21 protein-coding genes are annotated in these 26,766 nt (G+C 56.6%); 14 read left to right on the forward strand and 7 right to left on the reverse strand.

Annotation, left to right across the window (positions count from 1 at the left end; all coding sequences use genetic code 11):
• Window positions 1-192 precede the first annotated feature (192 nt).
• Window positions 193-711: a hypothetical protein gene (locus C7H09_RS00050; protein ID WP_106760646.1), complete on the forward strand. Its 519-nt coding sequence runs from the start codon at window positions 193-195 to the stop codon at window positions 709-711.
• Window positions 712-720: 9 nt separating this feature from the next.
• On the forward strand, window positions 721-1,329 hold the full coding sequence (locus C7H09_RS00055; RefSeq protein ID WP_133166190.1) for a hypothetical protein: 609 nt from the start codon (window positions 721-723) through the stop codon (window positions 1,327-1,329).
• Between the two features lie 194 nt (window positions 1,330-1,523).
• On the opposite strand, the gene C7H09_RS00060 is transcribed toward C7H09_RS00055, so the two are convergent.
• The gene (locus C7H09_RS00060; protein WP_106760648.1) at window positions 1,524-5,186 is read right to left on the reverse strand and encodes a DUF4214 domain-containing protein; all 3,663 of its coding nucleotides are present in this window, start codon (window positions 5,184-5,186) and stop codon (window positions 1,524-1,526) included.
• Between the two features lie 498 nt (window positions 5,187-5,684).
• On the opposite strand from C7H09_RS00060, the gene C7H09_RS00065 reads away from it, so the two are divergent.
• Window positions 5,685-6,677, forward strand: coding sequence for a DctP family TRAP transporter solute-binding subunit (locus C7H09_RS00065; RefSeq protein ID WP_106760649.1), 993 nt, complete (start codon window positions 5,685-5,687; stop codon window positions 6,675-6,677).
• Window positions 6,678-6,797: 120 nt separating this feature from the next.
• Window positions 6,798-7,883: a hypothetical protein gene (locus C7H09_RS00070; RefSeq protein WP_240616459.1), complete on the forward strand. Its 1,086-nt coding sequence runs from the start codon at window positions 6,798-6,800 to the stop codon at window positions 7,881-7,883.
• A gap of 33 nt (window positions 7,884-7,916) precedes the next feature.
• On the opposite strand, the gene C7H09_RS00075 is transcribed toward C7H09_RS00070, so the two are convergent.
• Window positions 7,917-8,477: a sugar transferase gene (locus C7H09_RS00075; RefSeq protein ID WP_106760763.1), complete on the reverse strand. Its 561-nt coding sequence runs from the start codon at window positions 8,475-8,477 to the stop codon at window positions 7,917-7,919.
• A gap of 203 nt (window positions 8,478-8,680) precedes the next feature.
• Between C7H09_RS00075 and C7H09_RS00080 the strand changes: the two genes are divergently transcribed.
• The 5 genes from C7H09_RS00080 to C7H09_RS00100 all read left to right on the forward strand — a co-directional run bounded on the left by C7H09_RS00080 (window position 8,681) and on the right by C7H09_RS00100 (window position 13,706).
• Complete coding sequence (locus C7H09_RS00080) at window positions 8,681-9,361, forward strand: Lcl C-terminal domain-containing protein (RefSeq protein WP_106760651.1); 681 nt, start codon at window positions 8,681-8,683, stop codon at window positions 9,359-9,361.
• A gap of 101 nt (window positions 9,362-9,462) precedes the next feature.
• On the forward strand, window positions 9,463-10,263 hold the full coding sequence (locus C7H09_RS00085) for a SapC family protein (protein WP_106760652.1): 801 nt from the start codon (window positions 9,463-9,465) through the stop codon (window positions 10,261-10,263).
• 77 nt (window positions 10,264-10,340) lie between these two features.
• Entirely contained in the window at window positions 10,341-12,305 is a 1,965-nt protein-coding gene (locus C7H09_RS00090) for a hypothetical protein (RefSeq protein ID WP_133166191.1), read from the forward strand.
• Window positions 12,298-13,275 carry a glycosyltransferase family 2 protein gene (locus C7H09_RS00095; protein WP_206074239.1) on the forward strand — a complete coding sequence of 326 codons (978 nt, stop codon included), beginning with the start codon at window positions 12,298-12,300 and terminating at the stop codon, window positions 13,273-13,275. Before C7H09_RS00090 ends, C7H09_RS00095 begins: the two co-directional genes overlap by 8 nt.
• The gene (locus tag C7H09_RS00100; RefSeq protein WP_106760655.1) at window positions 13,272-13,706 is read left to right on the forward strand and encodes a GtrA family protein; all 435 of its coding nucleotides are present in this window, start codon (window positions 13,272-13,274) and stop codon (window positions 13,704-13,706) included. The genes C7H09_RS00095 and C7H09_RS00100 overlap by 4 nt, the downstream gene beginning before the upstream one ends.
• Before the next feature lie 49 nt (window positions 13,707-13,755).
• On the opposite strand, the gene C7H09_RS00105 is transcribed toward C7H09_RS00100, so the two are convergent.
• From C7H09_RS00105 to C7H09_RS00120, 4 genes are read right to left on the reverse strand one after another with little or no spacing between them, the layout of a single operon-like run.
• On the reverse strand, window positions 13,756-14,664 hold the full coding sequence (locus C7H09_RS00105) for an NAD-dependent epimerase/dehydratase family protein (RefSeq protein ID WP_106760656.1): 909 nt from the start codon (window positions 14,662-14,664) through the stop codon (window positions 13,756-13,758).
• The gene (locus C7H09_RS00110; RefSeq protein WP_106760657.1) at window positions 14,661-15,917 is read right to left on the reverse strand and encodes an ABC transporter ATP-binding protein; all 1,257 of its coding nucleotides are present in this window, start codon (window positions 15,915-15,917) and stop codon (window positions 14,661-14,663) included. Before C7H09_RS00110 ends, C7H09_RS00105 begins: the two co-directional genes overlap by 4 nt.
• A complete protein-coding gene (locus C7H09_RS00115; RefSeq protein WP_106760658.1) occupies window positions 15,914-16,720 on the reverse strand; it encodes an ABC transporter permease in 807 nt (268 codons plus the stop codon). The genes C7H09_RS00110 and C7H09_RS00115 overlap by 4 nt, the downstream gene beginning before the upstream one ends.
• A complete protein-coding gene (locus C7H09_RS00120; protein WP_106760659.1) occupies window positions 16,717-20,265 on the reverse strand; it encodes a glycosyltransferase in 3,549 nt (1,182 codons plus the stop codon). Before C7H09_RS00120 ends, C7H09_RS00115 begins: the two co-directional genes overlap by 4 nt.
• Before the next feature lie 176 nt (window positions 20,266-20,441).
• Between C7H09_RS00120 and C7H09_RS00125 the strand changes: the two genes are divergently transcribed.
• From C7H09_RS00125 to C7H09_RS00145, 5 genes are all read left to right on the forward strand, one after another.
• Window positions 20,442-21,575 carry a glycosyltransferase family 4 protein gene (locus tag C7H09_RS00125; protein ID WP_106760660.1) on the forward strand — a complete coding sequence of 378 codons (1,134 nt, stop codon included), beginning with the start codon at window positions 20,442-20,444 and terminating at the stop codon, window positions 21,573-21,575.
• 173 nt (window positions 21,576-21,748) lie between these two features.
• Entirely contained in the window at window positions 21,749-22,789 is a 1,041-nt protein-coding gene (gene gmd / locus C7H09_RS00130) for a GDP-mannose 4,6-dehydratase (RefSeq protein ID WP_106760661.1), read from the forward strand.
• Between the two features lie 37 nt (window positions 22,790-22,826).
• Window positions 22,827-23,945: a glycosyltransferase gene (locus C7H09_RS00135; RefSeq protein ID WP_106760662.1), complete on the forward strand. Its 1,119-nt coding sequence runs from the start codon at window positions 22,827-22,829 to the stop codon at window positions 23,943-23,945.
• 42 nt (window positions 23,946-23,987) lie between these two features.
• On the forward strand, window positions 23,988-25,250 hold the full coding sequence (gene tviB / locus C7H09_RS00140; RefSeq protein ID WP_106760663.1) for a Vi polysaccharide biosynthesis UDP-N-acetylglucosamine C-6 dehydrogenase TviB: 1,263 nt from the start codon (window positions 23,988-23,990) through the stop codon (window positions 25,248-25,250).
• 161 nt (window positions 25,251-25,411) lie between these two features.
• The gene (locus C7H09_RS00145) at window positions 25,412-25,780 is read left to right on the forward strand and encodes a histone-like nucleoid-structuring protein, MvaT/MvaU family (RefSeq protein WP_106760664.1); all 369 of its coding nucleotides are present in this window, start codon (window positions 25,412-25,414) and stop codon (window positions 25,778-25,780) included.
• Window positions 25,781-25,813: 33 nt separating this feature from the next.
• On the opposite strand, the gene C7H09_RS00150 is transcribed toward C7H09_RS00145, so the two are convergent.
• Window positions 25,814-26,764 (reverse strand): GGDEF domain-containing protein, encoded by a 951-nt coding sequence (locus C7H09_RS00150; protein ID WP_106760665.1) that lies wholly within the window; start codon window positions 26,762-26,764, stop codon window positions 25,814-25,816.
• Window positions 26,765-26,766: the final 2 nt, after the last annotated feature.

Here is a 26,766-nt window from a genome sequence, read left to right on the forward strand (position 1 = left end):
TTAATGGATTCCACAACACAAGGATTATGTGATGATTGCTTCCTGCATGAATGATCGTGCACGCCGCACTGCGCGTGAAAGACAGCTTTCCTCCCGGCTCTCCAAAGAGTGGTCTGACAATCAGGCTGATATCGGCTTCGACAGGTAATTCGCGGTACACGTTACAGGTTATCTAACCCGACCATTATCAAAATGGGCATTGGCACTGATGGTTTGAAAGGTGCTGCCAAAGGTGGGGTATATGTGACACTGGTGGTGTCGATGAGTGTTAACTCCTATGCGTGGATATTTGATGAATCCTTCGGGTGGCAGGACTTTTTGTTAAATGTCTCCGCGGATTTGGTTAAGGCGGCTATTTCTTTGGCTTTTGGCTATTTTGCTGCCAAGAAGGTCGCCGCATTTTCCGGAATGGTTGTCGTTGGAAACATGATCGGATTTGTCGTTGGGTTGTCTGTGGGTGTCGCTGTTTCGAAAGTTACTTGGTCAGACGTGACTCAATTTGCTGAAGAGACTGTGCGCGCGTACAAGGAGGCTGTCGAAGCCATCATGAATCCTCCAGAGTTTTTGGCTGCGCAAACGCGAAAAGTGGGCGACTTTGCGTATTGTGCCTTGGATGCTGCAGGTTCAATTGTGGTTGAGGCTTTGGAGCGCGAGCTTGAGAGCCGGGTTTCGGGCTTCTTGCGACGCCTGTCCCCTCTGAATATCAGGTAGAGGCTACCAATGACGGCGACACCCGGCCACTCACGCACGAAAATACTGCGTGGGATGCTCATCATGAATGTCCTTTTCATCGGTTTTGCGCTGGTGATGTGGTGGTCTTATCAAGACTACTCTGCTTATTTGCGGAACATCGTTAATTTACAAAAGCCATTGCTGGTCTTCCACAAGCAACAAAGTGCTCTCTTTTTTGTTTGGGTGCCTATGATGAGCGCTCTGATCACCATCAATATAGAAGTTTTTTATGTGCGGCTGATGAAAAAGCGTGTGCCTCCCTTGATGGCAAAACTTCAGAAAGTGGCAACTTGGGTGATGTTTCTTGGGGTGGCGCTTGCTGTGTTCGGTAATCAACTGATCAATCCGGCTTGGTCAGAGACCTTCAAAGAAGCAGGCTATTCACGCTGTAACACGGTTATCGTACGAGCCAACAAGCAGTTCTTCAACGATGCCTGGGTGTTGGAGCCTGCCGACTGCTACGACCGGGGCTTAAAGCAAATTCTCCACGAGGATCATGGCAAGAGAGGGTTTGAAAAAGGTGCCCGCTATCTGGAGAAAAAGCATGAGTTTCTTCAGAGCCGCGAGGCCGTGCACAACCCCGGGGCTGGCCTTTGATGCCTAATATGGGGGCTGCCCCCATAAGGCTCCCACGTTAAACCTCGGAGATATGGGGTCTGACAGCGAGTGTCAGACCCCACACCACCAACCTCGGCCCCCGGGGTCTGACACTTGCTGTCAGACCCCACATCTCCAACGCCAAGGCCCTCCGCCCACATCTCCAACCCCACAGGTACCCAACTTGTGGGTGGTTACATCAGAAACTCCCAGGCTTCACTGTCCAGGTATTGCCCGGTCGCTTCTGCTGAGTGGGCAATTGAAGCGGCCACATCGGCGAGTGACGTGCCACTTTCCAGCTTGGTCACCCAGTAGTCGAGGCCTTCTGAGTCTGCAGTCCGTTGAAGAAGGGTCTGGTACATCAGTTCCACTTGCTCGGTGAGTGAGAGTTGTCCAATGACGGTGCTTTGACTCTCCGTGAATTCCTGTGAATGCATGAAGCCCCAGACGATGTCGGCAAAGTCGCCCTTTTCTTCAAGCTGTTCCGCCCAGTATTGCACGCCATCCAGGTCGCCCTGGCGTTGCAGAAAGCGGTCGTAGAGGGTAGCAATCCAACTCAGTTCATTGCTGTAGCTCAGGGCGACATCCTGGTCGTTAAACCGCAGAATTTCGGCATTGAGGATGGTGTCGATGTCATCGTTTCCGTTCCTCTGCAGAGTAACGATGCTGTGTTCCTGGCTGATGACATAGTCATCACGGTTGCCGCTCACGGTAATGATGTCCTGGCCAATGCCACCGTGCATCAGGTCGTTGCCGTCTCCGCCGAAGAGGGTGTCGTTTCCGCTGTTACCGAAAAGCCGGTCGTTGCCGCCCCGCGAGCCGACCACATCGTCGCCATCGCCGCCGTAAAGCTCATCATCGCCTTCTCCCAGTACGATGTTCTGGGAGCCGGAAACAGCAAAGAAGGTGTTGTTGCCCGCGCCGCCGATAAACCGGAGATCATCGCCGATCACGATGGCGAACTCGATGTTGCTGAGGTCTATGGTGCCGCCCCCCAGCTCCCGGGCATCGATGACCAGGGCTTCGCGGTAGTTACCGGTGCTGGTTTGCCCGTTCAGGCGAATCGGGTCGCCGGGGTCAGAGCCGGGCTCGCGGGTGAGGGTGATGGCGTTTACCCACAGGTTGTCGCCAACGCCGGTAAACAGATCTCTGGCGGCATCAAGGGCAGAGTCCAGCTGGTCTCCGGCATAGCTACGAACCAGGCCAAGCAGGTCGCGTTCCTGGTGGCTACCCTGAGCGCTCGCATTGTCCCAGGCTTCCAGCGCAACACCGGAGGGCAGGGTGATGGTGGTAACCGGTATGGCATTGCCTCCGGTGAAGTGCAGGGGCACTTCGCCCGGCGCAAGGTCGGGAGCAGGGGGTGTCACTACGGGGGTGGCTCGGACACTCACATTGACTTGCGCGGTCGCCGGGGTTGAGCTGTCTTCGCCTCCGTCTGAAAGCGTCAGGTCGAAGCTGGTGTCGCCGGCCACTCTGGCTGCACGGAAGGTGACCAGGCCATCGTTGATATCCTGCTGGGTAAAGACGTCGTCTGTGGCCAACTCGACCCCATTCAGAAAGAGACTGCCGAGTGTGGGTAACGTCTTTAGGGTGTAGGTTACCTGGTCGCCATCATCGTCCGGGTCGCCTTCATTCAGGTGAGTGTTTGTGAGGGTGACGGTTCGCCCGGCGAACGTGTCAACGCCGGTGTTCACCGCAATGTCCGGGCTGTCGTTCACCGGCTGTACGTTGATCGTGCGGGTGCCAAAAGTGCCCGTGGTGGTGGTCTCACCACTGGCGCCGGTATCTTCCACTGACACGATGCTCACCTGGCGGGCGCCCGGAGTGGGGGCCTCGGACGTGTGATGGTAGCCGAGGGTTTGCAGAAGATTCTGCCAGTCTGTAAGGGGCATTGAGCCCGATTCCAGCGTAATCAGAAGGTCCGGGCCGCTGGCGGCAACTGAAGCGGAGAGGGCGTGGCTGTTCGCGGTCAGGCTCTGGTTGCCATTGGCCAGTTCAATGGGCGCGGACAGGTTGGTTGAGACCAGTTGCTCGGCGCTGCCATCGGTGGCGCCGGTTACTTTTAAAACGATTGATTTCAGGCTTTGGCCTGAGTCAACCGGGTCGATGCCGTGGTTTGCCCACAGGCTGGTGCTGGCGTCGCCTTCACGATAGTCACCGGTATCGGCCACGGGGGCAACAGAAGGCGCTTCGTTGGCATTCGTAATGGCGATATTCAGGCTTTGGGATGCCTTGTTGCCAGCGTTGTCCGTGGTGGTGACTTCAATGTTCAGGGTCGGGCTGGTTTCATAATCCAGACCGCCGCCGAGGTATGTAATTTCACCGGTTGCGGTGTCGATGCTGAACCGGCCGCCAGCATCGTTGGTAAGGCTGTAACTGAGGCCGTCGCCGGGGGCTGCGGTGGCGGTGCCAACGCTCGTATTATCGGCGGCATTTTCGGGCAGCTCGAGCGGGCTGGCAGCCGACGGTATGCCAGGCGCCTGGTTGTCCAGTGAAACATCGTTGCTTTGGCCTGTGCCAGGGTTGCCGGCGCCATCGGTTGCGTTAATGACCACATGGGCGTTGGTGACATCGGTAGTGCCCGCAATGATGGTGTAGCTGGCGGTATATTTGCCGCCGGATTCGGTAGCAACGACCGCCGTTCCGCCGCCAAAGGCCGAGAAGTCGATGGTAACGGTGTCTACGTCACTGTTGCCGTCGGCGGTGGCGTTCCAGGTAGCGGTTACGGTGTCGCCAATGATGAATTCACTGTTGATGCCGCTGGCGCCACTCAGGCTGATATTGGTTGAAGTGATGTTCGGCGGAGTGCCATCCACATAGAAACTGTCACCGCCGGAATAGGCGTTCGCCAGGTTACCCCAGCTGTCGCTGATATTCGTGCCGGCTTTCAAGTCGAGCCGAAGATTGCCGTCTCCGCTCAGATTATTGACAGTGACGGTGTAGCTGGTGCCACTGCCGGATACCGCTGAAATGTTGCCTGCGGCACTGCCTGGCGTGGTTAACTTGAAGTCGTCTGTGCTGACGTTGTTGGCGCTTTCATTGAAGGTGACTGTGTATTCGATGGTTCCCGGCGCACCGGCGCTGGCGGTAATGGACTGAATTTCCGGCGCCAGGTCATCAATTACGGTAATGGACACGGCTTCTTCGTAGATCAGGCCGCCGGAGTCTTCGGTGCGGATGCGTACGGAGTAGTTACCCGGGGCCATAGTCTGGGGGTTGTTCGCCTGAAGGCTGTTGCCGGAGATTGCGAACAGGCTGTTGTGGGTGCTGCCAGCGCCGGAAACCAGCGAGTAGGTGTGGCTGTCGCCGGCATTGGCATCTGTGGTAGACAGCGTTCCCACGGTGACATTGTTGTTGCCTTCGCTGTACTGGACCGACTGGTCGCTCAGGCCGATGTTCGTGGGCGCCTGATTGGGGGAGCGGTAGCCGATATTCAGGGTAAGTGTGTAGTCGAGGACATTGACGCCTCCTCCTATATAAAGGGTGAGCGCTTCGGAAGGTGCTTCAATGCTGGTCAGTGGCTTGTCAGTTAAACTCTCTCGAATGTAAAAATCGCCGGGTTGAAAGGACTTTGGTTCTAGGATGAACTCTCCTCCAGCAACACCATCTGCGATATTGGTATTCACACTAATGCCATAACCTGAAATGTAATAGCCTGTTCCGAAAGTAACGTGCAGTTGGTCGGTGGCGTCGCCTGGGCCTCCAGACGCAATGTGTCCTTGAAAGGAATAGGTGCCCGTAGAGTCAAACAGCCAGCTGTCGTATGTGCCTGAAGGGCCAGCGTGGGAGTCAAAATCGCCGATTGACGATGATGATTCGCTGTAGGTGCTACCGGGATGAGTATTGAAGACTGCCATGCCGTGTCCTTACGTTGGTGCGGGTGGGGGAGATGATTTTTGTCAATTATGAACGTTTTGTAGGCTTTTTTTATACTTGTTTTTTTCAATATTTCGCATTGTTTGTGTAAAAAGTTGTTAAATCGTGCGCGGCGGGTGGTGCGGGGCTTGCAGAATTCAGAATGTCGGGTTTGGCGGCGAGGGTTCGCAAGGCACCCACGTTAAATCCTGGAGATATGGGGTCTGACAGCAAGTGTCAGACCCCTTGTTCCAACACTCGCTAAAGGGGTCTGACCCTCGCGGTCAGACCCCACATCTCCAACCCAGAGCCCTCAAATCTCCAACCCCAAAGCCCCCACACCTCCCCCCAGATATTTCCTTTTACTTCAAAGCACTAATCCATCAATATAACGCTTTTCCGGCACTGCATCCGTTCCCCGGAAAACTCAAAACAACAAGCTCCCACGGGAAAACCGGGAGCACCAACAAGACCACCATCAACTTACAGGAAGTACTTGGATGAACTGTCGTATTGTCTTCTCTCTGCTTGCGTTAATGACTCTTCTATCACCTGCGGCCCTGTGGGCTGAGGCACCCCGGCAATTGATCTTCTCTCATGTTGTCTCGCCCGATACGCCCAAGGGCAAGATGGCGGAGATGTTCAAATCGGTTCTTGAAGAAAAGTTGGGTGACCACTTTGAAGTGGTTATACACGCCAACGCCGATTTGATGGATGACGATGAGGCGGTAACCGCCATTGCCGAAGGCCGTATTCATTTTGCTGCGCCGTCGTTGTCCAAGTTTGAAGGCTATACGCAAAAGCTGAAGGTGTTCGATCTGCCGTTTCTGTTTCCGGATATGGACGCCGTAGATCGTTTTCAGGAGAGCTCAACCGGGCAGGCTTTGCTTTCCAGTATGCAAGATAAGGGTATTGTCGGGCTTGGATATTTACACAATGGCTTGAAGCAGTTGACGGCGGACCGCCCTTTCACGAAGCCGCAAGACCTGGCAGGCCTGCGTTTCCGAACCATGAATTCCGACGTGTTGATCAAGCAGTTCGAATTGCTGAACGCCAAAGCGGTACCCATGGCCTTTTCTGCGGTTTATCAGGCTCTTGCCGAGCAGCGGATTGAGGGGCAGGAAAACACCTGGTCGAATATTTTTTCCAAAGCCTTTTACGAGCATCAGCCCTACATGATGATTTCCAATCACGGGCTGCTGGACTACATGCTGATTACCAATGCGGATTTCTGGAGTGGCCTGACCGACGAGGAGCGCCGTAGTTTTCAGTATGCGCGGGATATGTCGCTCAGATACGGCAACGCAGTGGCCAAGGCCAAGAGTTCGAACGATATGCGGGAGCTGGCCAGAATGAAGAGCGTTTCAGTGTATGAGCCCACGCAGGAAGAGCTGGCAACCTGGCAAGCGGCGATGCAGCCTTTGTGGGCGAGTTACGAAGAGCTGATTGGCAAAAAGATTATTGAAGCTGCACAGCAGGCGGGCCGTCCCTGAAGGCGATTGGTTGATTTTTTTGTAACGCAATTTTAAAAATATTGTTATTCTATCAATGCGTTACGTTTTTAACTGAACCTTCATAAAAGGGAGCTTTGTGTGAGACATTCATTGTCCTTGATGTCTGCTGCAATTGTAGCTGTGGGGCTTGCGGGGTGTTCTACCCCGAAAGTGGTTGATACAACACCGTTGTCGGATACCAGTGTTGTTAAGGCGAGTTATATCATCGGGGGGTACATCCTTCCTGATTCAAGGGGCGAACAGGTTACCTACACCCTGGCCGATCGCCGCACTATAGAGAGTACCGTGGAATTCGACTCCTGGCTGTCTCGCCAACTGTTCGGTGAGTCCCACCTGGCGGATATTATGCGCCCGGACAAAAGCCTTCAGTGGCGGGTAGATCACAAAGATGAGAGTTACATTGAGTGCCCGCTTGAAGGCTGTGTCGACGTAAGCGTCTGGGATCAGTTTACAGAAGAAGCGAGCGAAGACACCGAGGAGGAGTTCTACGACCCATCCGGTGGCGATTCCTGCGCAATGGTGACCTCCGATTTCAGCTTTTCGGTAGTCCCCAAAGACACCGGGCGGATGGTTAACGGGTTCAATGCGGATCAATACGTGGCCCAGTGGAAAATGGTCGCCAGAGATGAGCTTGGGCGTGAAGACAAGCATCTGGTGACCATGGATTTCTGGATGGCCAAGGCGAACGACCAGATGCGTGGGGTGTGGGATATCAACGGCCGGTTTCAGGATTACTACCTGAGCAACGTGCAGGAAGCGGGCAATCCGTTGTCGGCGTTTTTCACAGACAGCGTGTACAGCGTGATTGCCATGGTGTCCGGAGATATTTCAAAGACGGAAATCGACACAGAGTCTGAAGTGGTCAAGGGGTTGACTCAGCTGGAGGGCTACCCGGTGTCGATCAAACTCGAGTGGTTTGCCAACAACCAGGCTTGTCAGCAGGAGAAACAGACTGCGTCCAGGTCCGGCGGGTTTGATCTGAGCGACCCGGTGGGCTCTCTGGGCAAACTTGCCGAGGGAATGGTTAAAACAGCCGCCGAGGACAAGGCGAAAGATTATATGGGGTACGGTACAGACAAACCGGTACTTACCTATATCTACGATGTTGCCAGTGCTCAGGTGCAGCCTGAGCGTGCCAGTCGTTTCGAAGTTCCCGCGGACTACAAATTGAAGGATCGCCGGTAAAACACCGCTTCTCGCAGCTGCCTTCGGGCAGCTTCACTGCATCTTGTCCCGAACCCTGTCTCCGCTCCCTTTACCCGTCATGGTCAGAAGAATGTACCGGCAATAACTGGCCAGGGTAAGGGAGCCCAGCATTTGCTGATCCAGCTCCGCAAGTTTTTCGGGTGTCGACATGTCCACGCCGGATATCTGGCCAAGCCCGGTGATACCCGGGCGGGCGTTGAATACGCCCCGGGCCCGGCGTGCTTCGATCAGTTGTGTCTGGCTGGGCAGGCAGGGGCGGGGGCCAACGATGCTCATGTCGCCGGCCAGCACGTTCCAAAGCTGGGGCAGTTCGTCGAGTTTGCTTTTGCGCAGGAAGCGGCCAAGCGGGGTAATGGCTGCTGCATCGGCTTCGTGGGTGGGTACGTGGCGGGTATCCGGCTTCATGGTACGAAATTTGGTCAGCATGAAGGGCGTTTCGCCTGCACCGACTCTCTGCTGTCGGAACAGTGGGGCGCGGGTATCTACGTATCCGGCAATCAGCAGTACCAGAAGTACCGGTGATGCCAGTACAAGGCCGCTGAGGGCGCATAAAATGTCGGCTGCACGGAGTATAGAGCTGGGTTTTCGGGGCATGTTGCTGTCGATACCGGAGGAGTGCCAGAGAATAGCGGCTGATGGTATCATAATCGGGTTTTGTTGCGTTCGCGGCAAGGCCATTAAACCTGTGTTCAGCGTTTTCTGATCCGTCTTTTTCCCCTGCCTGTTGTGTTCTTACCTGGATAGGGCCGGGGTGTATTTCTTTTGGAGGTAGTGTAATGCGTGTATCGGCTATGCCGGGATGGCGAGTCTCTCTGATAACGATTGCGACAGCGTCTCTGCTTTCGGCGTGTGGTGGTGGCGGTGGGTCGTCCTCCAGTGATGAGAACAAGGTTCCGCCGTTGCCAGAAGCGGCAGGCGAGGCGATCAGCCAGCGCTATCAGCCACTGGGAGAAAATGCCGCAATTGTACTGGATACTCAAACCAACCTGGCGTGGAAGCGTTGCTACCACGGTCAATCCTGGAACCCGGAATTATCGGCATGTGATGGAACGGCTGAAACCCTGGCCTGGGATGTGGCCCGGAGCCTGATTGATAAAGACGGTTTCCGTTTGGCGTCTTTGGCCGAGTTGCAATCTCTGGTGTATTGCAACAACTTGCACGCAACGCCGGATCAGATCGGTAACCTGGATATCTTTGAAGGTTGCGGTTCGCCCACCCTGAGCCCGACCATTGATCCAGCCGCTTTCCCGGATATGCGCCAGTTGACGGTCTGGACAAGCGATGAGAGCCCGAATTCTGAAACAACACGGTTGGGTATCAACTTTTCTACCGGCGTCATCAGTGATTTCAACAGCCCCGGTGCCAATTACCGGCTTATTCTGGTTCGGAACCCCGAAGACGGTGATGACCCCCGCGCGGCAGATGGGTCGCGGCCCAGAACCGTCGAAGCCGAGTAACCGATGTAACCAGGCGAGCAATGGAGTGGGGCAGCCGAAGTCGGTTTCAGCTGCCCTGTGTGCTATTCTGCCCGCCCATTTTTTGAATCTGAGGTTTCCCCATGGCCCGTTATGTTGCTTTGAGCAAATCTGACCATCGTGATTCTGGTTTGGTGGCCGCCAGTAACCGCCACGCCCTGACACAGGCAGTGGTTCCTGTTGTTGCCGAAGAGTTGTTCCAGGTGCTTCCCACTATGCCTGTAGCCTTTGTGAGGGCGTCAGACGACGCCCCCTATGAGCTTGTCGCCCTGCAGTCGCTGCAGCCGGGGGTGAACGTGTATGTGCACACCAATGGCCGCTGGATAGGCGGTTACCGCCCGGCCTGGTACCGTTCGCACCCTTTCCGGCTGGTCAGAGACGAGAGCGGCACCCGGCGCATTGTCTGTGTGGATGAAGAGTCCGAGGCGTTTGAAAAAGACGCCGGGCCGGACGCAGTCAGGTTGTTTGGCATGGATGGTGAGCCGACCCCGAAGACCCGCGACCTGATGACGTTCCTGGAAAAACTGGAACAGTCCCGTGAAGTTACCCAGGCGCTGGTGAATCATCTTGATGAAGCTGGCTTGATTGTTCCCTGGAAGATCTCAGCCAGTAACCCCAAGGGCGAGGGTGGGCATGATGTTAATGGCGTTTATCACGTAGATGAGGCCGCCATGAGAGAACTGCCACCGGAGACCGCCTCTCGCTTGCTGAAGAACGGTGCTCTGTCGATTGCTTACGCGCAGTTATTGTCTGAACACAGGCTGCAGGGGCTGGTACGGTTGTACGAGTTGCGCGCCGAGGCGAACAAGCAGGCGAAGCCCGCGGATGATGTCGATCTTGAGGCCTTGTTTGCCGATGATGATGACGACGACCTGAAGTTCTGATCAATCCGCGTTTATGGTTTTTATGTTCGGTGCCCCGCTGCGGATGCAGCGGGGTTGCGCTTCGAGGGAGTGATTGCGTGTTTTCGGTAGAGGTATCGAGGCTTTCCGGCAGGCGGGCTGGCTTCTTGGTGCTGGCGCTGTTTACCCTGCTGGTGCTGCAGCTTTTGCAGTTCCGCTTCGGCTATCGGCTAACGGCCGACGACGCCATGTTTTTGCAGTTTATCTGGCAAGGCTGGGAGCGGGTCTGGGCCGAGGCCGGTGCAGTTGCCGAGTTCAGTGGCCGAATCGGCCACTACGCCATGACGCCACTCAATGCGCTTGGGGCGTTGGTGGCGGGCTCTACGGCAGGCCGGATTATCCTGTTACTGCTGTACTATGCGGCTCCGGTGCTTTTGTCTGTGTATCTGGGGCGGTTGCTGGCGCCCGGCAGGTGGCGGGTGGCTGCCGGTTTTATGGTGCTGGTGCTGCTGGCAGTGCATCCTCTGGCCTATGAACACATGCCGCCGAACGCTTACCCCCTTCAAAACACTTTGCCATTTCTGGCGGTTCTGCTGGCCCGGCTTGCCATTTTGCAATGGCCCGGTGCGCACGGCTTTATCCGTTGCCTTATCTATGCACTCACCGCAGGCGCCATGCTGGTGAGCGAGTTCGTGTTTATGTTCGCTACGGCGTTGATGGCGGTCGATCATCTGTGCCATTCCGCCTGGCCCCGTAACGGTGCTCAGCGAACGCGTATTCTGGGGCTGTATGTCAGCCCCTTTCGGTTGCTGGCAGACTCGGTTGTGGTGCTGGTTGCCCTGGGCGTGTACCTGGGATACCGGTGGCACTATCCGTCGATGTACGAGGGCAACGACCCTTCCGGTATTCTGAACCCACTCCGGTTCTTCGCGACGGCCTTGTTTCACATTGATGCAGGCACCGTGTTTCATCGTTTGCCCGGGTTTGATTTTGCGGCGGTTGCGGCAGGGGCCTGGCTGGTTGCGGGTGTTGTTGCGCTGCTGACCCTGCTGTGTGCATCGCTTTTGCTGCGCCAGTTACCGCTTTTGTCGGTTCGTGCGGCCACGGGGGTGTTGCTGGCTGGTGGCATTCTGATGTTTTACATGGTGGCCCCTCTGGCTGCCACGGCTCGTCAGCAGCAGTGGTGCCTCGAGGCGGGTGTGTGTGGCTATCTGGACAGCCGGGTGGCGTTTCTGGGGTTTGGGGCGCTGGCCTACGCCTTGTTGAGCCTGGTGTTGCGGGCGGCTCCGGCTCAAAAACAAAAGCCTGTGGTCTGGGTTTCGGCGGCTCTGCTGGGGTTGGTGGCCGGTGTAAATTATGCGGCGAATTCCGTGGTCGGAGCCGATATGCGCCATGTGGTTTCACCCTGGGGCAGGGCCGAGGCAATGGCGTGTGGTGCGGGCCAAAATGCCTGGCTCACGGACGAGCAGATGTCTGCCATTGACCCAGGTGAGCGGGTGTCGATGCATCCACAAGTGGACAGGCGGGTGTTCTGGCTTGAGTATATGAATTTTGTGCGCCGCTCAGGTATGTGTGCCGGGGCCGCCGTAGACAACCCACACACCTTGAACGACGGTTTTTACGTGGGTTTTACCTCCTGGTCTTCTCAGGCTCCGGGCCTGCTTGCCGGGGGGTGGTCTGCCCCCGAAACTTGGGGCGTGTGGAGTAACGGCCAGGTGTCTTCGCTGTCTCTGCCTTTGGTAAAAGGGGTGCATGACCAGGTGACGGCGTTGCGTGTGCACTTCAGCCCCTATTTCGGCCCCTCTGTGAAAGAGCAGGCAATCGATGTTCTTGTCGATGGTAAGGCCGTTGCCCGCTGGGAGTTCAGCCAAAGTACCTATGAAGGCGGCGATTGTTGCTGGCGGGAGATACCGTTGCCACCCCAACGCTCGGGGAGTCCACTGACTGTATCCTTTGCTTATCAGTCGTTACGGCAGCCAGGATATCCGGGTGAAGGGGGCGATGTTCGCGAGCTTGCCATAGGCTTGAAATCGCTGGTTTTGTTGCCGTCGCCACACATAATTGGAGTTGATGACGTTGAGTGATTTAACAATCAGCCTGGTTGTTCCCGTTTATAACGAGGAGGCGTCGCTGCCTTTGTTTATGGAGGCGTTCCGCAAAGCACGGGAAACCTGGCCTTTTGCAGCGGATGTCACCTTTGTGAACGATGGTTCGTCAGACAGTTCGCTGGCGCTGCTGCGGTATTATTCCGAGCAGCACGATGATGTCCATTACGTTTCTTTCTCGCGGAACTTCGGTAAAGAGGTGGCGCTTTCCGCCGGGATGGACCATGCAGCAGGCGATGCGGTGGTGTTGATGGATGTGGATATGCAGCACCCGTTTGAGGCCGTTCCACGCTTTGTGGAAGTCTGGCAGCAGGGTAACGCCGAGATGGTTTATGGCGTGCGTAACGCAGATAATGAGGAAACGGCGATGAAGCGCTGGACATCCCGGCTGTTCTATCGCTTTTTCAACATGCTGGCTCATACCACCTTGCCGGAGGGCGGCGGCGACTTTCGGTTGTTGGATCGCAAGGTGGTTGATGCCCTTCGCAGCTTGCCGGAACGCAATCGCTTTATGAAGGGCCTGTATGCTTGGGTTGGGTTTACCACGTGTGCGGTTTCTTATGACCAGCCTGCCCGTGCGGCGGGCAAGACCAGTTTCAACTATTGGAAGCTGTGGAATTTTGCGCTGGATGGCATCGTCAGTTTTTCCACCTGGCCGCTTCGGGTCTGGTCTTACCTTGGGGTTATTGTGGCGCTGCTGGCGTTTGTCTATGGCACCTGGGTGGTGTTGCAGACGCTGATCTGGGGCGCAAATGTCCCGGGGTACGCGTCGCTGGCTGCGGGTGTTATGTTCCTCGGCGGAATGCAGCTGATTTCCATCGGTGTGCTGGGGGAATATCTGGGCAGGCTGTTTATGGAAACCAAGGGGCGGCCTTTGTATGTGGTTGCGGAAAAAAAGGTTGCCCGGGTTGCATCTGACGATTCTGGCAAGGGTGCAGGCCAGTCATGACCCGTAACAACGATGTGGCGGCGCCGGTCGCCAGTCGGCAGGACAACGCCCGGGGCCGGTTTGTGCAGCTGCTCGGGCAGTTGATGCGTTTCGGCCTGGTTGGCGGCCTGGCAACGGTAACCCACCTGGGAGTGGCCTGGTGGTTGCTTTACGCGTGGCCGGCTCTTTCGCCGTTTCTGGTGAATTTCGGGGCGTTTGTGATTGCCTTCCAGGTGTCATTCTGGGGGCATTCCCGGTTCACCTTTCGGCAGAAGGGCAGTGCGGTGCGCTTTCTGGTGGTGACCTTGTCGGGGTTCGCCATCAATAACACCCTTCTGTGGTTGTTCCTGATGGCGGGAATAAAGTCTGGCTTTGTCGCCATTTGCTTGTCTGTTGTGTTGGTTCCGCTGTTCGTATTTGCCGGCGCCAGGCTCTGGGTTTTCAAGTCCTGAAAATGAACACCCGGTAAGCCTGGCTTTTGCAGAACGGTGAGCCCGGCGTTTAGCGCTTCTGTGTTCTGGCCACCGCCAGCATATCCTCCAGTGTTTCCCGAACCGGCCGGGTGGGCAGCGCGCCCGCCAGTGCTTCGAGGCGTTCCCGGTCGCCCCTGAGGCTGGGTATCTCGCTCGCTCTGACAAAGGCCGGGTTTACCCGTATCTCCATCTGATAGCCTGCAATGTCGCACAGGGTGTCCATCAGCTCTCGCAGGTGGATGCTGGCTCCCGAGCACAGGTTTACCGACTGGCTGTGGCCGTCGCATTCAAGCAGGGCAACGTAGGCCTGGCAGATGTCGCGTACATCTGAGATGTCGCGGGCCACATCCAGGTTGCCCAGTTCAATGGCGCTGGCGTTGTCGGCAAAGTGCTGAACCATTTTCGGTACCAGAAAGTGTGGCAGCTGGCCGGGGCCGGTGTAGTTGAACGGGCGGGTAATCAGGATGGGCAGTTGCTCGAACCAGTTCCCGGCCATGTGCTCCATCGCCAGTTTGCTGCAGCCGTAGTGGTTGACCGGAGCAGGGCACAGGGTTTCGCTTTGTACTGGGGTCGGGTTGCGGCCATACACATTGGAGGTGCTGGCCAGAATGATTTTTTTCAGTGGTTTCTTCTGCCTGGCCAGCGCACTCAGGAGGTACTCTGTGCCCAGGGTGTTTACCCGGTAAAAGTCTTCCGGCGTGGGGTGCGCGACAAACGAGAGTGCGGCCAGGTGGATAACATAGTCGGGTTGCAGGCGTTCCACCACGGCCTCAACCTGTGCCGGGTTGGTCAGGTCCATGGCCTCCTGAACCAAAGCATGGTCAGCGGCATGGCCGGTGCCCGTTACCCGGTAGCCCCGTTGTTCAAGCAGAGGTACGAGGTGCTGGCCTGTAAAGCCGCTGGCGCCGGTAACCAGTACGTGTGGGGGCGTGCTCATGGGGCTTCTCCGGTGGTTGTTGTGCTGTGTTCGATGGCCAGAGTGGGCGGTACCCAGGCAACGCCGAGGAATCGCTTCTTGTTGGCGTTCACCACTTCAAAGGTACAGGCCAGGTCTTTCCAGTGGTAGTTGTGGCGTACGTGGGTGTCATCGGCATGGGCTGCCACCGAAAACGAGTAGCTGCCTTCGCCGAGGTTGCAGTCGAAGCGGAATCGGTAATCAAGCGTCTGGCCGGGCTCCAGGTTATCAAGAACCTGGTCCAGGTGATGGGTATTGGTGCCAAAGACATCCTGGCGCAACCGGTCTTTAATCACGTAGCCCACCACAAGCTGGTCGATGGCCTCGTGTATATGCAGGTCCACGCGCAGCTCAAGTGCCTGGCCAACGGTGGCGATCTCGATGGGTTCGCCGGTTTCAGCGCTGTACAGGCTTACCCGCTGAATGGTTGCTTCACCGGTGCCGGAGGTGGTGGCTACGCGCCCGTCTTCCAGTTGTTCGCTCTGAACGCTGTGCTTTTGGTTGCCTTTGTTGGCCAGCATGGCGTTGTAGTAGTCCATAATCACTTCCGGGTCGCCTTCTCTGCTGATTTGCCCGTTCTCCAGCAGAATTACCCGGTCGCAGATTCGTTGAATGGCGCCCCGATCGTGGGACACGATCAACAGGGTGGTGCCCGCTTGCTGCATCTCACGGATTTTTTCAAAGCTTTTGTGCTGGAAGTAGGCGTCGCCCACCGCCAGTGCTTCGTCTACGATCAGTACCTGCGGGCGGCGGGCGGTTGCAACCGCAAAGGTTACCCGCATTTGCATGCCACTGGAGTAGGTGCGAAGTGGCCGGTCGAAGTAGTCGCCCACTTCGGCAAAGGCTTCTACTTCCGGCAACAGGGCCTCGGCTTCTTCTGCACTCAAGCCCATCATGCTCAGGCCATGGCGGGCGTTCTCTCTGCCGGTAAATTCGCCGTTGAAGCCCATACCGAGTTCCAGTATGGCGCGCACATCACCCAGCAGTTCCACCTTTCCTTCGGTAGGGGCGAGGGTGCCGGCGATCATTTTCAGCAGGGTACTTTTGCCGGCACCGTTTTCGCCGACCAGGCCCACGGCTTCACCGGCGAACACCTGGAAGTTCAGGTGGCGGAGCACCCATACGTCTTGCACGCCTTTGGTTCGCAGGCCCAGCCAGCTGCGTATACGCTGGCTGGCGCTGGGGTAGGTTCTGAAGGCCTTGCCGAGGTTCTCTACGTTGATTAGTACGCTCATAGATGATCAGCCAGTTCGTGTTTTACCCGCAGGTACAGGCCTGCACTGAGAATGGTAAATACCATGGCAATACTGCCCAGCAACACCAGATGCCATTCAGCCGGGTTTCGCTGGTACAGGATGACGTCCTGAAAGGCGGCGGTCAGTTTTGCCACCGGGTTCCAGGCAAAGTAGCCGTGGTATTCCGGCGGCAGCATCGAGAGTGCATAGACGATGGGTGTCAGCCAGAACAGAAACTGCAGAACAACGGGCACAGCCTGATGGATGTCCCGGAAGAACACGTTCATCAGGCCGAACAGCAGCCCGATCGATAAGCCCAGCCAGAGGGCCAGGGCAATCAAACCGGGCAGCCATAGATAGTGAATATCGGGCCAGTGGCCAAGAAACAGGAACACGGCCAGCATCATGGATAACAGCGCTGCGCCGTTGATGGTGGCGCTGCCAAAGGCAATAACGGGCAGCAGGGCTCTGGGGAAGGCAACTTTCTTGATCAGTTCTCCCTGTTCAACAAAGATGCCCAGCCCCCGCATCAGCGCTTCTGAAAACAGGGTCCAGCCCAGCATGCCCGACATCAGGTAGATGGGGTAGGCGTAAACCGTGCTGGTTTCCGGTAGTTTTGCCGACAGCAGGTGAGAGAGAATGAGGGTGTAGATGAGCACCATGGCAAGCGGTTGAACCAGCGCCCACAACAGGCCGAGTTTGCTTCTTGCGTATCGTGCCCGCAGGTCGTTGCGGATGGCGCTGCGGACAAAGTAGCGGTAGCTCCACCAGTAACGGGCGATGGGGATGGCCCTTTGGATCATGCGTCTGATTCCTTGTGCGAGAGCCAGTCTGTGTCGGTGATACCGGCATTGATAAGTTGATGATGGCGCTGTGCGACTCTGGGCCACTGATGTTCGGCAAGCCAGTCTGCACGGGCCTGATGAACCTGCTCCAGTTGTTGCCGGTTTTGCTGGCTCCAGGTTTGCTCGATAACCTGGAGGATGTGCTCGATTCCGAAGCCTGGCAGTGTCAGCGTGGCGTCGCGCACTTCGGTAAAGATTCGGGCGGGTGTCACAGCAACGGTAGGGCAGCAGGCTACGGCGGTTCTGACGGCAGCGCTGCTGGATTCCGGCGTTTCGCGGTAAGGCAGGATCAGCAGGTTACAGCTGGCAAGGCGTTCGGCTACTTGCTGTTCTTCAAGGAACTCTGAGCAGAATTCAGTCACCTGCTCAAGCCCCAGCTCCCGGATTCTCGCCCGGCACTGTTGTTCATACTCGGCCGACTCCGGGTTGCTGTGCAGGCTGTTGAGCAGCAGCAGCCGTGCCGAGGCGGCTTCGGGATTGGCGTTGCGGAACTGAGCGAACGCATTGATCAGCTCCATCACACCTTTGTGGGGGAACAGAAAGCCGAAACAGCCGACAGTAAACTCGCCGTCGACAGCGTGTGCCGGGGCTTTGACGGGGCGGGTAACGCCCTGGGGCAGCAGGGCCACATTGTCCACCACGCCAAGCGTTTTGAGCACGTTCATATCGTTGGGGGTGTGCACAATCACCCGGTAGAAGGCGTTAAGCGTGCGGGCAGTTTGCGCGCGCTCGGCCTCCGGAAGTTGCAGCAGAGGCAGGGTGGCGTGCAGCGTGATAAAGCGCAGGTGCCCGGCCCGGGTGGCGGTTTCGATCATCTGTTCCAGCCGCGCACTGAGGCTGAAAAAGCCCGGATGGTACTGAATCCACACGGTTTCAGGGGCAGTTGCCAACGCGTCTGGCAACACCGTGCTGGCGGGCTGCCAGCAACACTGGATGCCGCGCAGCTGATTTGCCATGGGGGCCTGCCCGGGGTTGGCCAGGTGTTTGGGGGCCCAGACTTCAAGTTCGGCGCCCGCATCGTGCAGCTCCTGGGCCAGGTAGCGGCTGTATTCGGCAATGCCACAGGCTTCGCCCCAGGTGGTCATCAGAATGATCGGCCGTTCGGCCGGTTTTGTGCGGGGGGCTGCAAAGCGTGCCAGATTGCTGGCCAGGCGTTGTTTCGCGTTTTCACTGAAGAACGTATCGGTAATGGCCTGATGGGTATCCCGGGTGTTCAGGCTGCCGTTGCGCAACTGCTCAAGAATGGCTTCGCATTGTTCGCGGAGGTCTTCAGGGTCCGGGTTGACCCACACGGAGCCGGGGGTCTGCAAATGACTGCCGGAGGGGGCAAAGCGGTAGTTAACGAACCGGACACCCTTACCTTTAAGAAAGTCGGTGTGCGCGCCGTACCCGGTAGTGATGACCGGCAGCCCGTAGCGAGAGGCTTCAATGGCGGGCAGGTTCAGGCCTTCGCCTCTGCTCGGGAGTACAACGGCGTGAGCGGACCGGTAGAGCCTGTCCATGTCGGCCTCGCTGTAATCTTCCATGACCAGCGTAACTCTGGCCTGCCGGTTTTCCGGAATCCACGCTTTGATCTGTTCTGCCACGGTGTTGTGGGGGTTGGGAAAGGTTTTGATCACCAGTTCCAGATCCTGATGCTGCTCCAGCAACCTGGCAAACGCCTTCAGCAAAACATCGGCGCCTTTTCTGGGGAAGCAGGAGGACACATGCAGAAAACGGAACGGCTGGCCAGAGGCAGGCCCCGGAGGCACAGGCAGGCCATCATCCAGAGGCAGCGGCACGATGCAGACCGGCTTGTGGCAACCCGAGTCGATCAGGGCTTTTTTGACGACCCAGCTGGTTACCAGTACTCCGGCGTAGTGTTCGTTGATCTGCCGGATGGTGTCTTCGGGTACCTGGGACTCTTCCCAGAAAAACATCAGAATGGGCGTGCCCTGAGCGGGCTCCGGGTTTTCGATGACCGGGTAGTGGTGATAGATGGCGATATCGCCACGGGCAGGCCGCGTAGCGACCAGCGGGCGCATACGATCCAGCTGATGCTCTGGTGCGCTGTGAATCTGGTTGGTGGGTTCGCCTTCTCTGGGTAGCAGTGCCAGCGTCAGGCCCGGCGCATCAGCCAGCGCCATCACCAGTGCACGGTTTACCGCTGCCAGGCTGTAGGAACCACTGAAATGCCCGTCGATGCACAGTGTCTGGTTTTGTGCGCTGCCAGCAGCCACGGTTTGGCCGTGTGCCAGGCTCAGGCGCCGCACAAGGGCCTGCTGGATAATCGTTAGCGGCCCGGTGGCGGTGTCTGAGCCTGTGTTCTGGCTGGTGGAGTGGGTGTGGACGGGGGGGCCGTCCAGGGTCAGGCCAAGGCTGGCGGCTCTGGCAGTGGCTTGTCTGGTAAGCCCCAGCGCTTTCAGCAGTTTGATCAGTTGCCACTGGTAGAAGGTGCCGTTTCGGCTGGCGTGGCGCAGTTTGGCCAGGTAGTTTCGTGCGTTTCGAGCCAGCTTGTCGACGGGGCGCAGAATGCCGGTCAGAATGGCCAGAGTGCGTAGTTTTTCATCGTGGATGGCTTGCAGTTGGCGGGTTGTGTTCAGCAGGGATTCCTGCTGCTGCAGCTTTTGCCGGTCGGCTTCTGTTTGCGTTGTCAGTGCCTGGTTTTGTTGTCTCAGTTCATGCATTTCCGCTTGCTGTTGTGTCAGCAGTTGATGCATTTGTGCGGCAACATGCGCGACTTCGGCCTGGATCAGGCGCTCCAGATGTTCCGTGGTTTCTGTTTGCCGGTTGTCGTACCGTGTAGCCAGCTCTTCGAGTGTTATCCCCCGGATTTCCTGAAAAAGACTCTGCAGGTTGGCAGTTGCTTCTGCGTGGCCGGGCTTTTGAGCAAGCAGGGCGTAGTCGGGGCTGGAGGCTTTCAGTACCGTTGACAACGACGGTGCCTGATTGCGCAACCCGTCGGCTTCATTCATCCGCCAGATGCGGCTGGGTTCAAAGCCGTTGAAGTCTGCAACAAATTGCAGCAACGCGGGTGGCAGCGGCTTTACATGGGTAGGATCCATGTAAAAATAGCAGGCACCGATCAGAGGGTTTTCCGGGTTGGGTGTTTCCAGAAGCAGTACACCGCCGGGGCAGAGAGCCCGGTAGGCTTCCTGCACAAGCGTATTCAGAGCCTCGAAGGGAATGTGTTCTACCAGATGAAAGGCGGAAACCATGGCATAGTGGTTATCCGGAGCCTGTTTCAGAAACGCGAGGGCATCAGTGCCGTGAACGGCCAGTCCTTTTTCCTGGCAGGTGGCCAGCATGTCTGGGTCTGTATCAACGCCTTCTGCAGCAAAACCGGCCTGATTCAGCAATTGCAGCCATTCTCCGCGCCCGCACCCAAGATCTGCTACGGGGCTGTCGGGTAACGACGTATGCAGGGCATCCAGCAAAGGCTGGTAGGCGCCCAGGCGGCGGGTAACCCCTTCCTCGCTTCCCCGGTGGATGTTCTCGAAGCTTTGATAGAATCCTTTTGTCATGGGTGCCCTGATGTGTAAATGTCGTGTCTGCGTTTGCGGTTAGCCGTGATAACCGGCAATTGTAACATCAATGCCACCGGCAACATCTACGGGTTTCTCCGCCGGGGCGGGGCGTCTTCAATGTTGAGTTGCTGTGATATGATGTCGCGTTTTTTCGCCCTGGGAGGCACTGTCTGTTGGATGTACTGATTCGGCTGGATTCTCTGGTCGCGCCGCGAACGGGTATCGGCTATTACACAGAGCACCTTGTTCGTGCGCTGGCTGAGCTGCCATCCATGAATCTGGTGGGTGTGTTTGGCGGCCGCCGGCTGGCAGGCGATGCGCTGGCAGATTTGCTGGATGACCGGGCAGAACCCGACGCTAACGGTTCGGCCTCGCTGATGGCGCGTTTGCGGCCACTGGTGCGGGCTGTGCCGGGCGCCTATCGCGTGCGGCAGGCAATGAGAGACAGGGCCGCCTCGCGTGCCGCCCATGGCGTTCGGATTTATCACGAGCCTAATTTTGTCCCCTTTCCGTTTTCTGGCAGCACGGTACTTACAATCCATGATCTGTCGCACCTGCGTTACCCGGAATACCATCCGCCCGAGCGGGTGAATTTTCTGGAGCGCTACCTGCCCAAAGCGATACAAAATGCGTCGGCCATTATTGCTGACAGCCACTTCACCGCAGACGAGGTTTGCGCCTTCTTTCCGTTCGCTGCGGATAAAGTGTATCCGGTGCACCTGGGGGTAGAGGACAGCCTTGGGCCTTTGCAGGGGCCGGAGCTTCAAACGGTGCTTGCAGGCTATGGCTTGTCTCCGGGCGCCTATCTGCTCTCGGTGGCGACTCTGGAGCCGAGAAAGAATCTGGCAGGACTGGTGAAGGCTTACCGCAACCTGCCTGAGTCTGTTCAGTCGGACTTGCCGCTGGTATTGGTGGGAGGCGCAGGCTGGAAGAATGAAGAGCTGAAACGCCTGCTGGCAGAACGCAAAGGGGCCGGCCGTGTGATTCTGACCGGCCGCGTGCCACGTAGCCACCTGTCTGGGCTGCTGAGCGGTGCGCGCTTGTTTGTGTACCCCTCGTTTTATGAAGGCTTCGGTTTGCCGATTGCTGAAGCCAGGGCCTGCGGTACCCCGATTTTAACCACCAGCTACGGCGCAATGAAGGAAGTGGCCGGGGATCAGGCGTTTCTGGTACATCCCGATGAGCTCTCGGGCGGGCTCCGGCAGGCGTTGAGCCAGTTGCCGGAGCGATTGGAGCCTTATCGTTTTTGCTGGCGGGACACGGCACGGAATACGCGTGCGGTCTATCAGCGGGTTTTGGGTGAATGATAGGTCATCTCCCTTGGATGCCTTTCCACGGCGGCGATGCTAGACTTGCCGATTGCTTTTTGCGGGCACCATTTCATGGCCCGGTTTTTAACACGCAATGAAACGAGTAGGCCGGCTAACCGCTTTGGTGCGGCAGCTGTGCGGAATTTTCGATATTTACGATGAGTTGAGATATGGCTAAGAAAAAGGCGGTGATTACCGGGATTACAGGGCAAGATGGCGCATACTTGGCGCAGTTGCTCCTTGAAAAAGGCTACCGTGTTTACGGTACGTTCCGTCGATCAAGTTCCGTCAATTTTTGGCGCATCGAGGAGTTGGGCATTCAGGATCATCCGGAACTCAAACTGGTTGAGTATGATCTTACCGACTTGTCTGACAGTATCCGCCTGATGCAAACCACAGAGGCTGACGAGGTCTACAACCTGGCCGCCCAGAGCTTTGTGGGCGTGTCGTTCAACCAGCCCGTCACCACGGCGAACATTACCGGGCTTGGGGCGGTTAACCTGCTGGAAGCTATCCGCATTGTGAACCCGCGCATCCGTTTTTATCAGGCTTCGACGTCTGAGATGTTCGGGAAGGTTCAAAGCATTCCCCAGTCTGAGCAAACACCTTTTTATCCGCGCAGTCCCTACGGTGTTGCCAAGCTGTATGCTCACTGGATGACCGTAAACTATCGCGAGTCCTACGATATTTTCGGCACCAGCGGTATTCTGTTCAATCACGAATCCCCCCTGCGTGGGCGCGAATTTGTGACTCGCAAGATCACCGACACCATCGCCAGGATCAAGCTCGGGAAAGCCGACTTGCTTGAGCTTGGTAACCTGGACGCCCGCCGGGACTGGGGTTACGCCCGCGATTACGTAGAGGGTATGTGGCGTATGTTGCAGGTTGATGAACCGGGCACTTACGTACTGGCTACCAATCGCACCGAAACCGTTCGTGATTTTGTGGCCATGGCCTGCAAAGCCGCTGATATCGGTATTGAGTGGCGTGGCGAGGGTGAGGCCGAGCAGGCGGTTGATACGGCATCCGGCAAGGTGATTGTACAGGTGAACCCCGAGTTCTACCGGCCTGCAGAAGTTGATCTGCTGATCGGCGATCCGTCGCTGGCGCGGGACGAGCTGGGCTGGGAGGCCAAAACGTCTCTGGAAGACCTGTGCGCGATGATGGTAGAGGCTGATCTGCGCAGAAACGCCCAGGGCACTTCATTCTGATCAGTGAGAATTAACGGATGAAGTCGGGTGCCGTGCTTTGAAGGTTCTGCAATTTTACCGTACCTATTTTCCTGCTACCCAGGGTGGTGCAGAGGAAGCAATCCGGCAGATTTGCGTAGCCACCAGGAAGCACGGCGCCGAGCATCGGGTGCTGACACTGGCACCGGTAAGCAATCTGGACACACTGGAGCGGCCTGAGGCGCGGGTAATCCGTGTGCCGCTGCAGTGGGAACCCGCCTCCTGTTCTATGGGGGCGGCAGCTTTTCGGGTGTATCGGGAGCAGGCCGAGTGGGCAGATGTGATACACATTCACTACCCCTGGCCGTTTGCCGACTTGGTACATCTGCTTTCAGGTGTGAACAAACCTGTCGTTGTTACCTATCATTCTGATATTCTTCGCCAACGTGTGCTGGATGTGGTGTATAGCCCCCTGAGGCACTGGTTTTTGTCTCGGGCAGACAGGCTGGTGGCGACCTCACCGGGTTATCAAAAAACCAGCCCTGTGCTTCAGCGATTCAGCGAAAAGTGCGAGGTAATCCCTCTGGGGTTGACCCTCGATACCTACCAGGCGGCGACGGCGGATGCGCTTGAAGCAGTACGTGCGGCCTATGGCGAGGGCTTTTTCCTTTTCGTTGGCGTGCTGCGTTATTACAAAGGCCTTCATGTGTTGCTGGAAGCCGCTGCGCAAACAGGCTTGCCGGTGGTGATTGCCGGGACCGGGCCAGAGGAGCACCGGCTGAAGCTGAGGGCTGAAGAGCTGGGTGCCAGTACCGTAACGTTTGCAGGGTTTGTGTCGGATGAAGTAAAAGCCGCGTTGTTTACTCTTTGTCGTGCGGTGGCGTTTCCTTCGCTGCTGCGCTCCGAAGCGTTCGGCGTAACCTTGCTTGAGGGGCAGTGGTATTCAAGGCCGTTGATTTCCTGCGAGATAGGCACGGGCACCAGTTTTGTGAACCAACATGGTGAAACCGGCTATGTGGTCTCGCCCGGGAGTGCGACTGAGTTAGCCGAAGCCATGCTAAAGTTTCACGATGATCCGGAGCTCGCCTCCAGGATGGGGCGTGCGGGTCGCCAGCGGTTGGAATCTCGGTTTTCCGGCGACAACGTCGGAAGCGAATACTTCCGTGTATATAAAGAGCTTACAGACGTCGGGTCTTAACTCATCCAAGGGGGCCGATTCCGACACGATTGTGGAGGGATTATGAAAAGGATTACGATCGTCGGCCTCGGTTACGTAGGTTTGCCTCTGGCTGTTGCGTTTGGTGAAAACCGTGAGGTTATTGGTTTTGATGTTAATACCCGGCGCATTGCGGAACTTAAGAATGGTATTGATGTTACCCGGGAAGTGTCGGGTGATGAGTTGGCGGCAGCCAGGTATTTGTCATTCACCGATTGCCTGGAAGATGTAGCTGAAAGCGAGATATACATCGTTACCGTACCCACTCCCATTGATGAATATAAAACTCCCGACCTTACCCCTCTGATAAAAGCCAGTGAAAGTGTGGGCAAGGTGCTCAAGCCCGGTGATATTGTTATTTATGAATCAACCGTATTCCCGGGTGCAACGGAAGAAGTTTGTGTGCCGGTGCTGGAAAAAGTCTCGGGCCTGAGCTTTAACAAAGATTTTTATGCCGGTTACAGCCCCGAACGAATTAACCCGGGGGATAAAGAGCACCGCGTAACAACCATTATGAAAGTAACCTCGGGCTCAACCCCTGAAGTTGCGGAAGAAGTAAACGCGCTTTATGCCAGTATCATTACGGCGGGCACCCATAAGGCCAGTTCAATTAAAGTGGCCGAAGCGGCCAAGGTTATTGAAAATACCCAGCGGGACTTGAACATTGCCTTGATGAATGAGCTGTCGATGATCTTTGCGCGGCTGGGAATTGATACCCACGAGGTGCTGGCGGCTGCCGGTACCAAGTGGAACTTCCTGCCATTCAAGCCCGGCCTGGTGGGCGGCCATTGTATTGGTGTGGACCCTTATTATCTGACCCATAAGGCTCAGGCCATTGGTTATCATCCGGAGATTATCCTGGCGGGCCGCCGCGTAAACGATAATATGGGGCCTTACGCAGCCGCCGAGCTGGTCAAAGCCATGATCAGGAAAGGGCATACGATTGCCGATTCCCGTGTTTTGGTGATGGGTTTAACCTTTAAAGAGAATTGCCCGGATTTGCGCAATACCCGGGTGATAGATGTTATTGACGAGCTGAGGGATTTTGGGTGCCAGGTGGATGTGACAGACTGCTGGGCAGATAGTGCCGAAGCATTGCATGAATATGGTATAACCCTCACGGATAAACCGGCGCCTGGCTCCTATGATGCTGTGTTTCTTGCGGTTCCACACCGGGAATATGCCGCCCTGACCGCAGCTGAGTTACGTACATTTACGCACGACAAGGGTGTGCTGTTTGATCTGAAAGGTGTGCTTCCGTTAGGAGACGCCGATTTAAGACTGTAATATGCGTGTTGTTGATACTCAAAGCTGGCCCTGGCGTCAGCTTTTTTATTACACGTAGATAAATTATTTTGCCTTGTGTTAATAAGTTGATTAATATTGTCGGCGACAATTCGTCATATTCATTGTGCAGTTAAAACCCGTACACAAAAGGTTTTATATTTATGGCAAAGATCAACGATTACTACCAGAAAAAGCAGCTGATGGAAAAGCTGGCCTCCGAGCTGGAGCAGCTTGAAAAAGACCAGGCACTCAAAAGCCAGCTGGATTTTGAACGTGATGTTCGTAATCTGATGGAGAATTACGAAAAGTCGCCCAAAGATGTGCTGCAGATTCTGGCGGCAATCGACCCGTCTGTTGCCGGTGTTAAAGGTGAATCTGCGTCTGGGACTCGTGCCAAGCGCCCGATGAAAACCTACACCAACCCGCATACCGGCGAAGAGGTGAAGACCCGGGGTGGCAACCACAAAACGCTGAACGCCTGGCGTGAGAAGTACGGTAAGGAAGCTGTCCAGAGCTGGCAGCAGGCCTGATATCAAGCGCCTCCCGCCAGCACGCGGGGGGCGTTACCCAACCACCACCCGGTTTCGCCCGCTCTCTTTGGCCTGATACAAAGCCTCATCGGCTTTTTGCATCCACTGCATGTAGTTTTCCGGTTCTTCGGTGAGCTGGCATACGCCCAGGCTGACGGTAAACCGTATCGTTCCAGGCGGGGTGTCTATCACCAGTTTTTCCACGGTTTGTCGTATGCGTTCGCAGATCACGCGGGCGTTCTCGGCATCGGTCTCCGGCAGGACAATGCCGAACTCTTCGCCGCCATAACGCCCGGCACTGTCGGATTGCCGGATATTGTTCTTGATCACAGCCGCCGCCTGGCGGATGGCTTCATCACCGGCCAGGTGCCCGTAGCTATCGTTCACCGATTTGAAGTGGTCGATGTCGAGCATCACCAGGCTGGTGGCCTGGCTGTAGCGGCGAAACCGTTCGTATTCGGCGTCTACCAGGTTCTCCCAGGTACCACGATTGAGCAGCCCGGTCAGGCGGTCGGTCATGCTGAGCTTGGCGAGCTGTTCGTTGGCTCGTTCCAGAGCACGCTTGCTGCTGGCAAATTCGGTGACGTCGTAAATCAGCAGGCACACTTTTTCAACCTGGCCATTGCTGCCGGTAATAGGGCTGATGGTCAGGTTCTGGAACATGAACTCCTCAGTGCCGGTGATCGGCCGGGTGTTGCGAAAGCGAAACAGGTAAGGGCGCTGCTCCCAGGAGGTGAAGGCCCGGGTGTTGAGCATCGCAACGGCGTCGACCTTTCGGGTAAGCCAGGCCTGGGGGATGTCCGGAAACACTTCAAACAGGTTCTTCTCCTGAATGCGGCTGGCCGTGATCCCGCTGTGGTGTTCCATAAAGCCATTCCACGCCTGAACATGAAAGTTCAGATCCAGTACCACCAGGCCGACTTCAACGGACTCCAGCATGTCCATCAGCCAGTGGAACTCATTACTGTTCTGATTAAGAGCCATGG

Origin of the sequence: Marinobacter fuscus, assembly GCF_003007675.1 — a bacterium.
In the GTDB taxonomy this organism is placed as follows: Bacteria; Pseudomonadota; Gammaproteobacteria; order Pseudomonadales; family Oleiphilaceae; genus Marinobacter; species Marinobacter fuscus.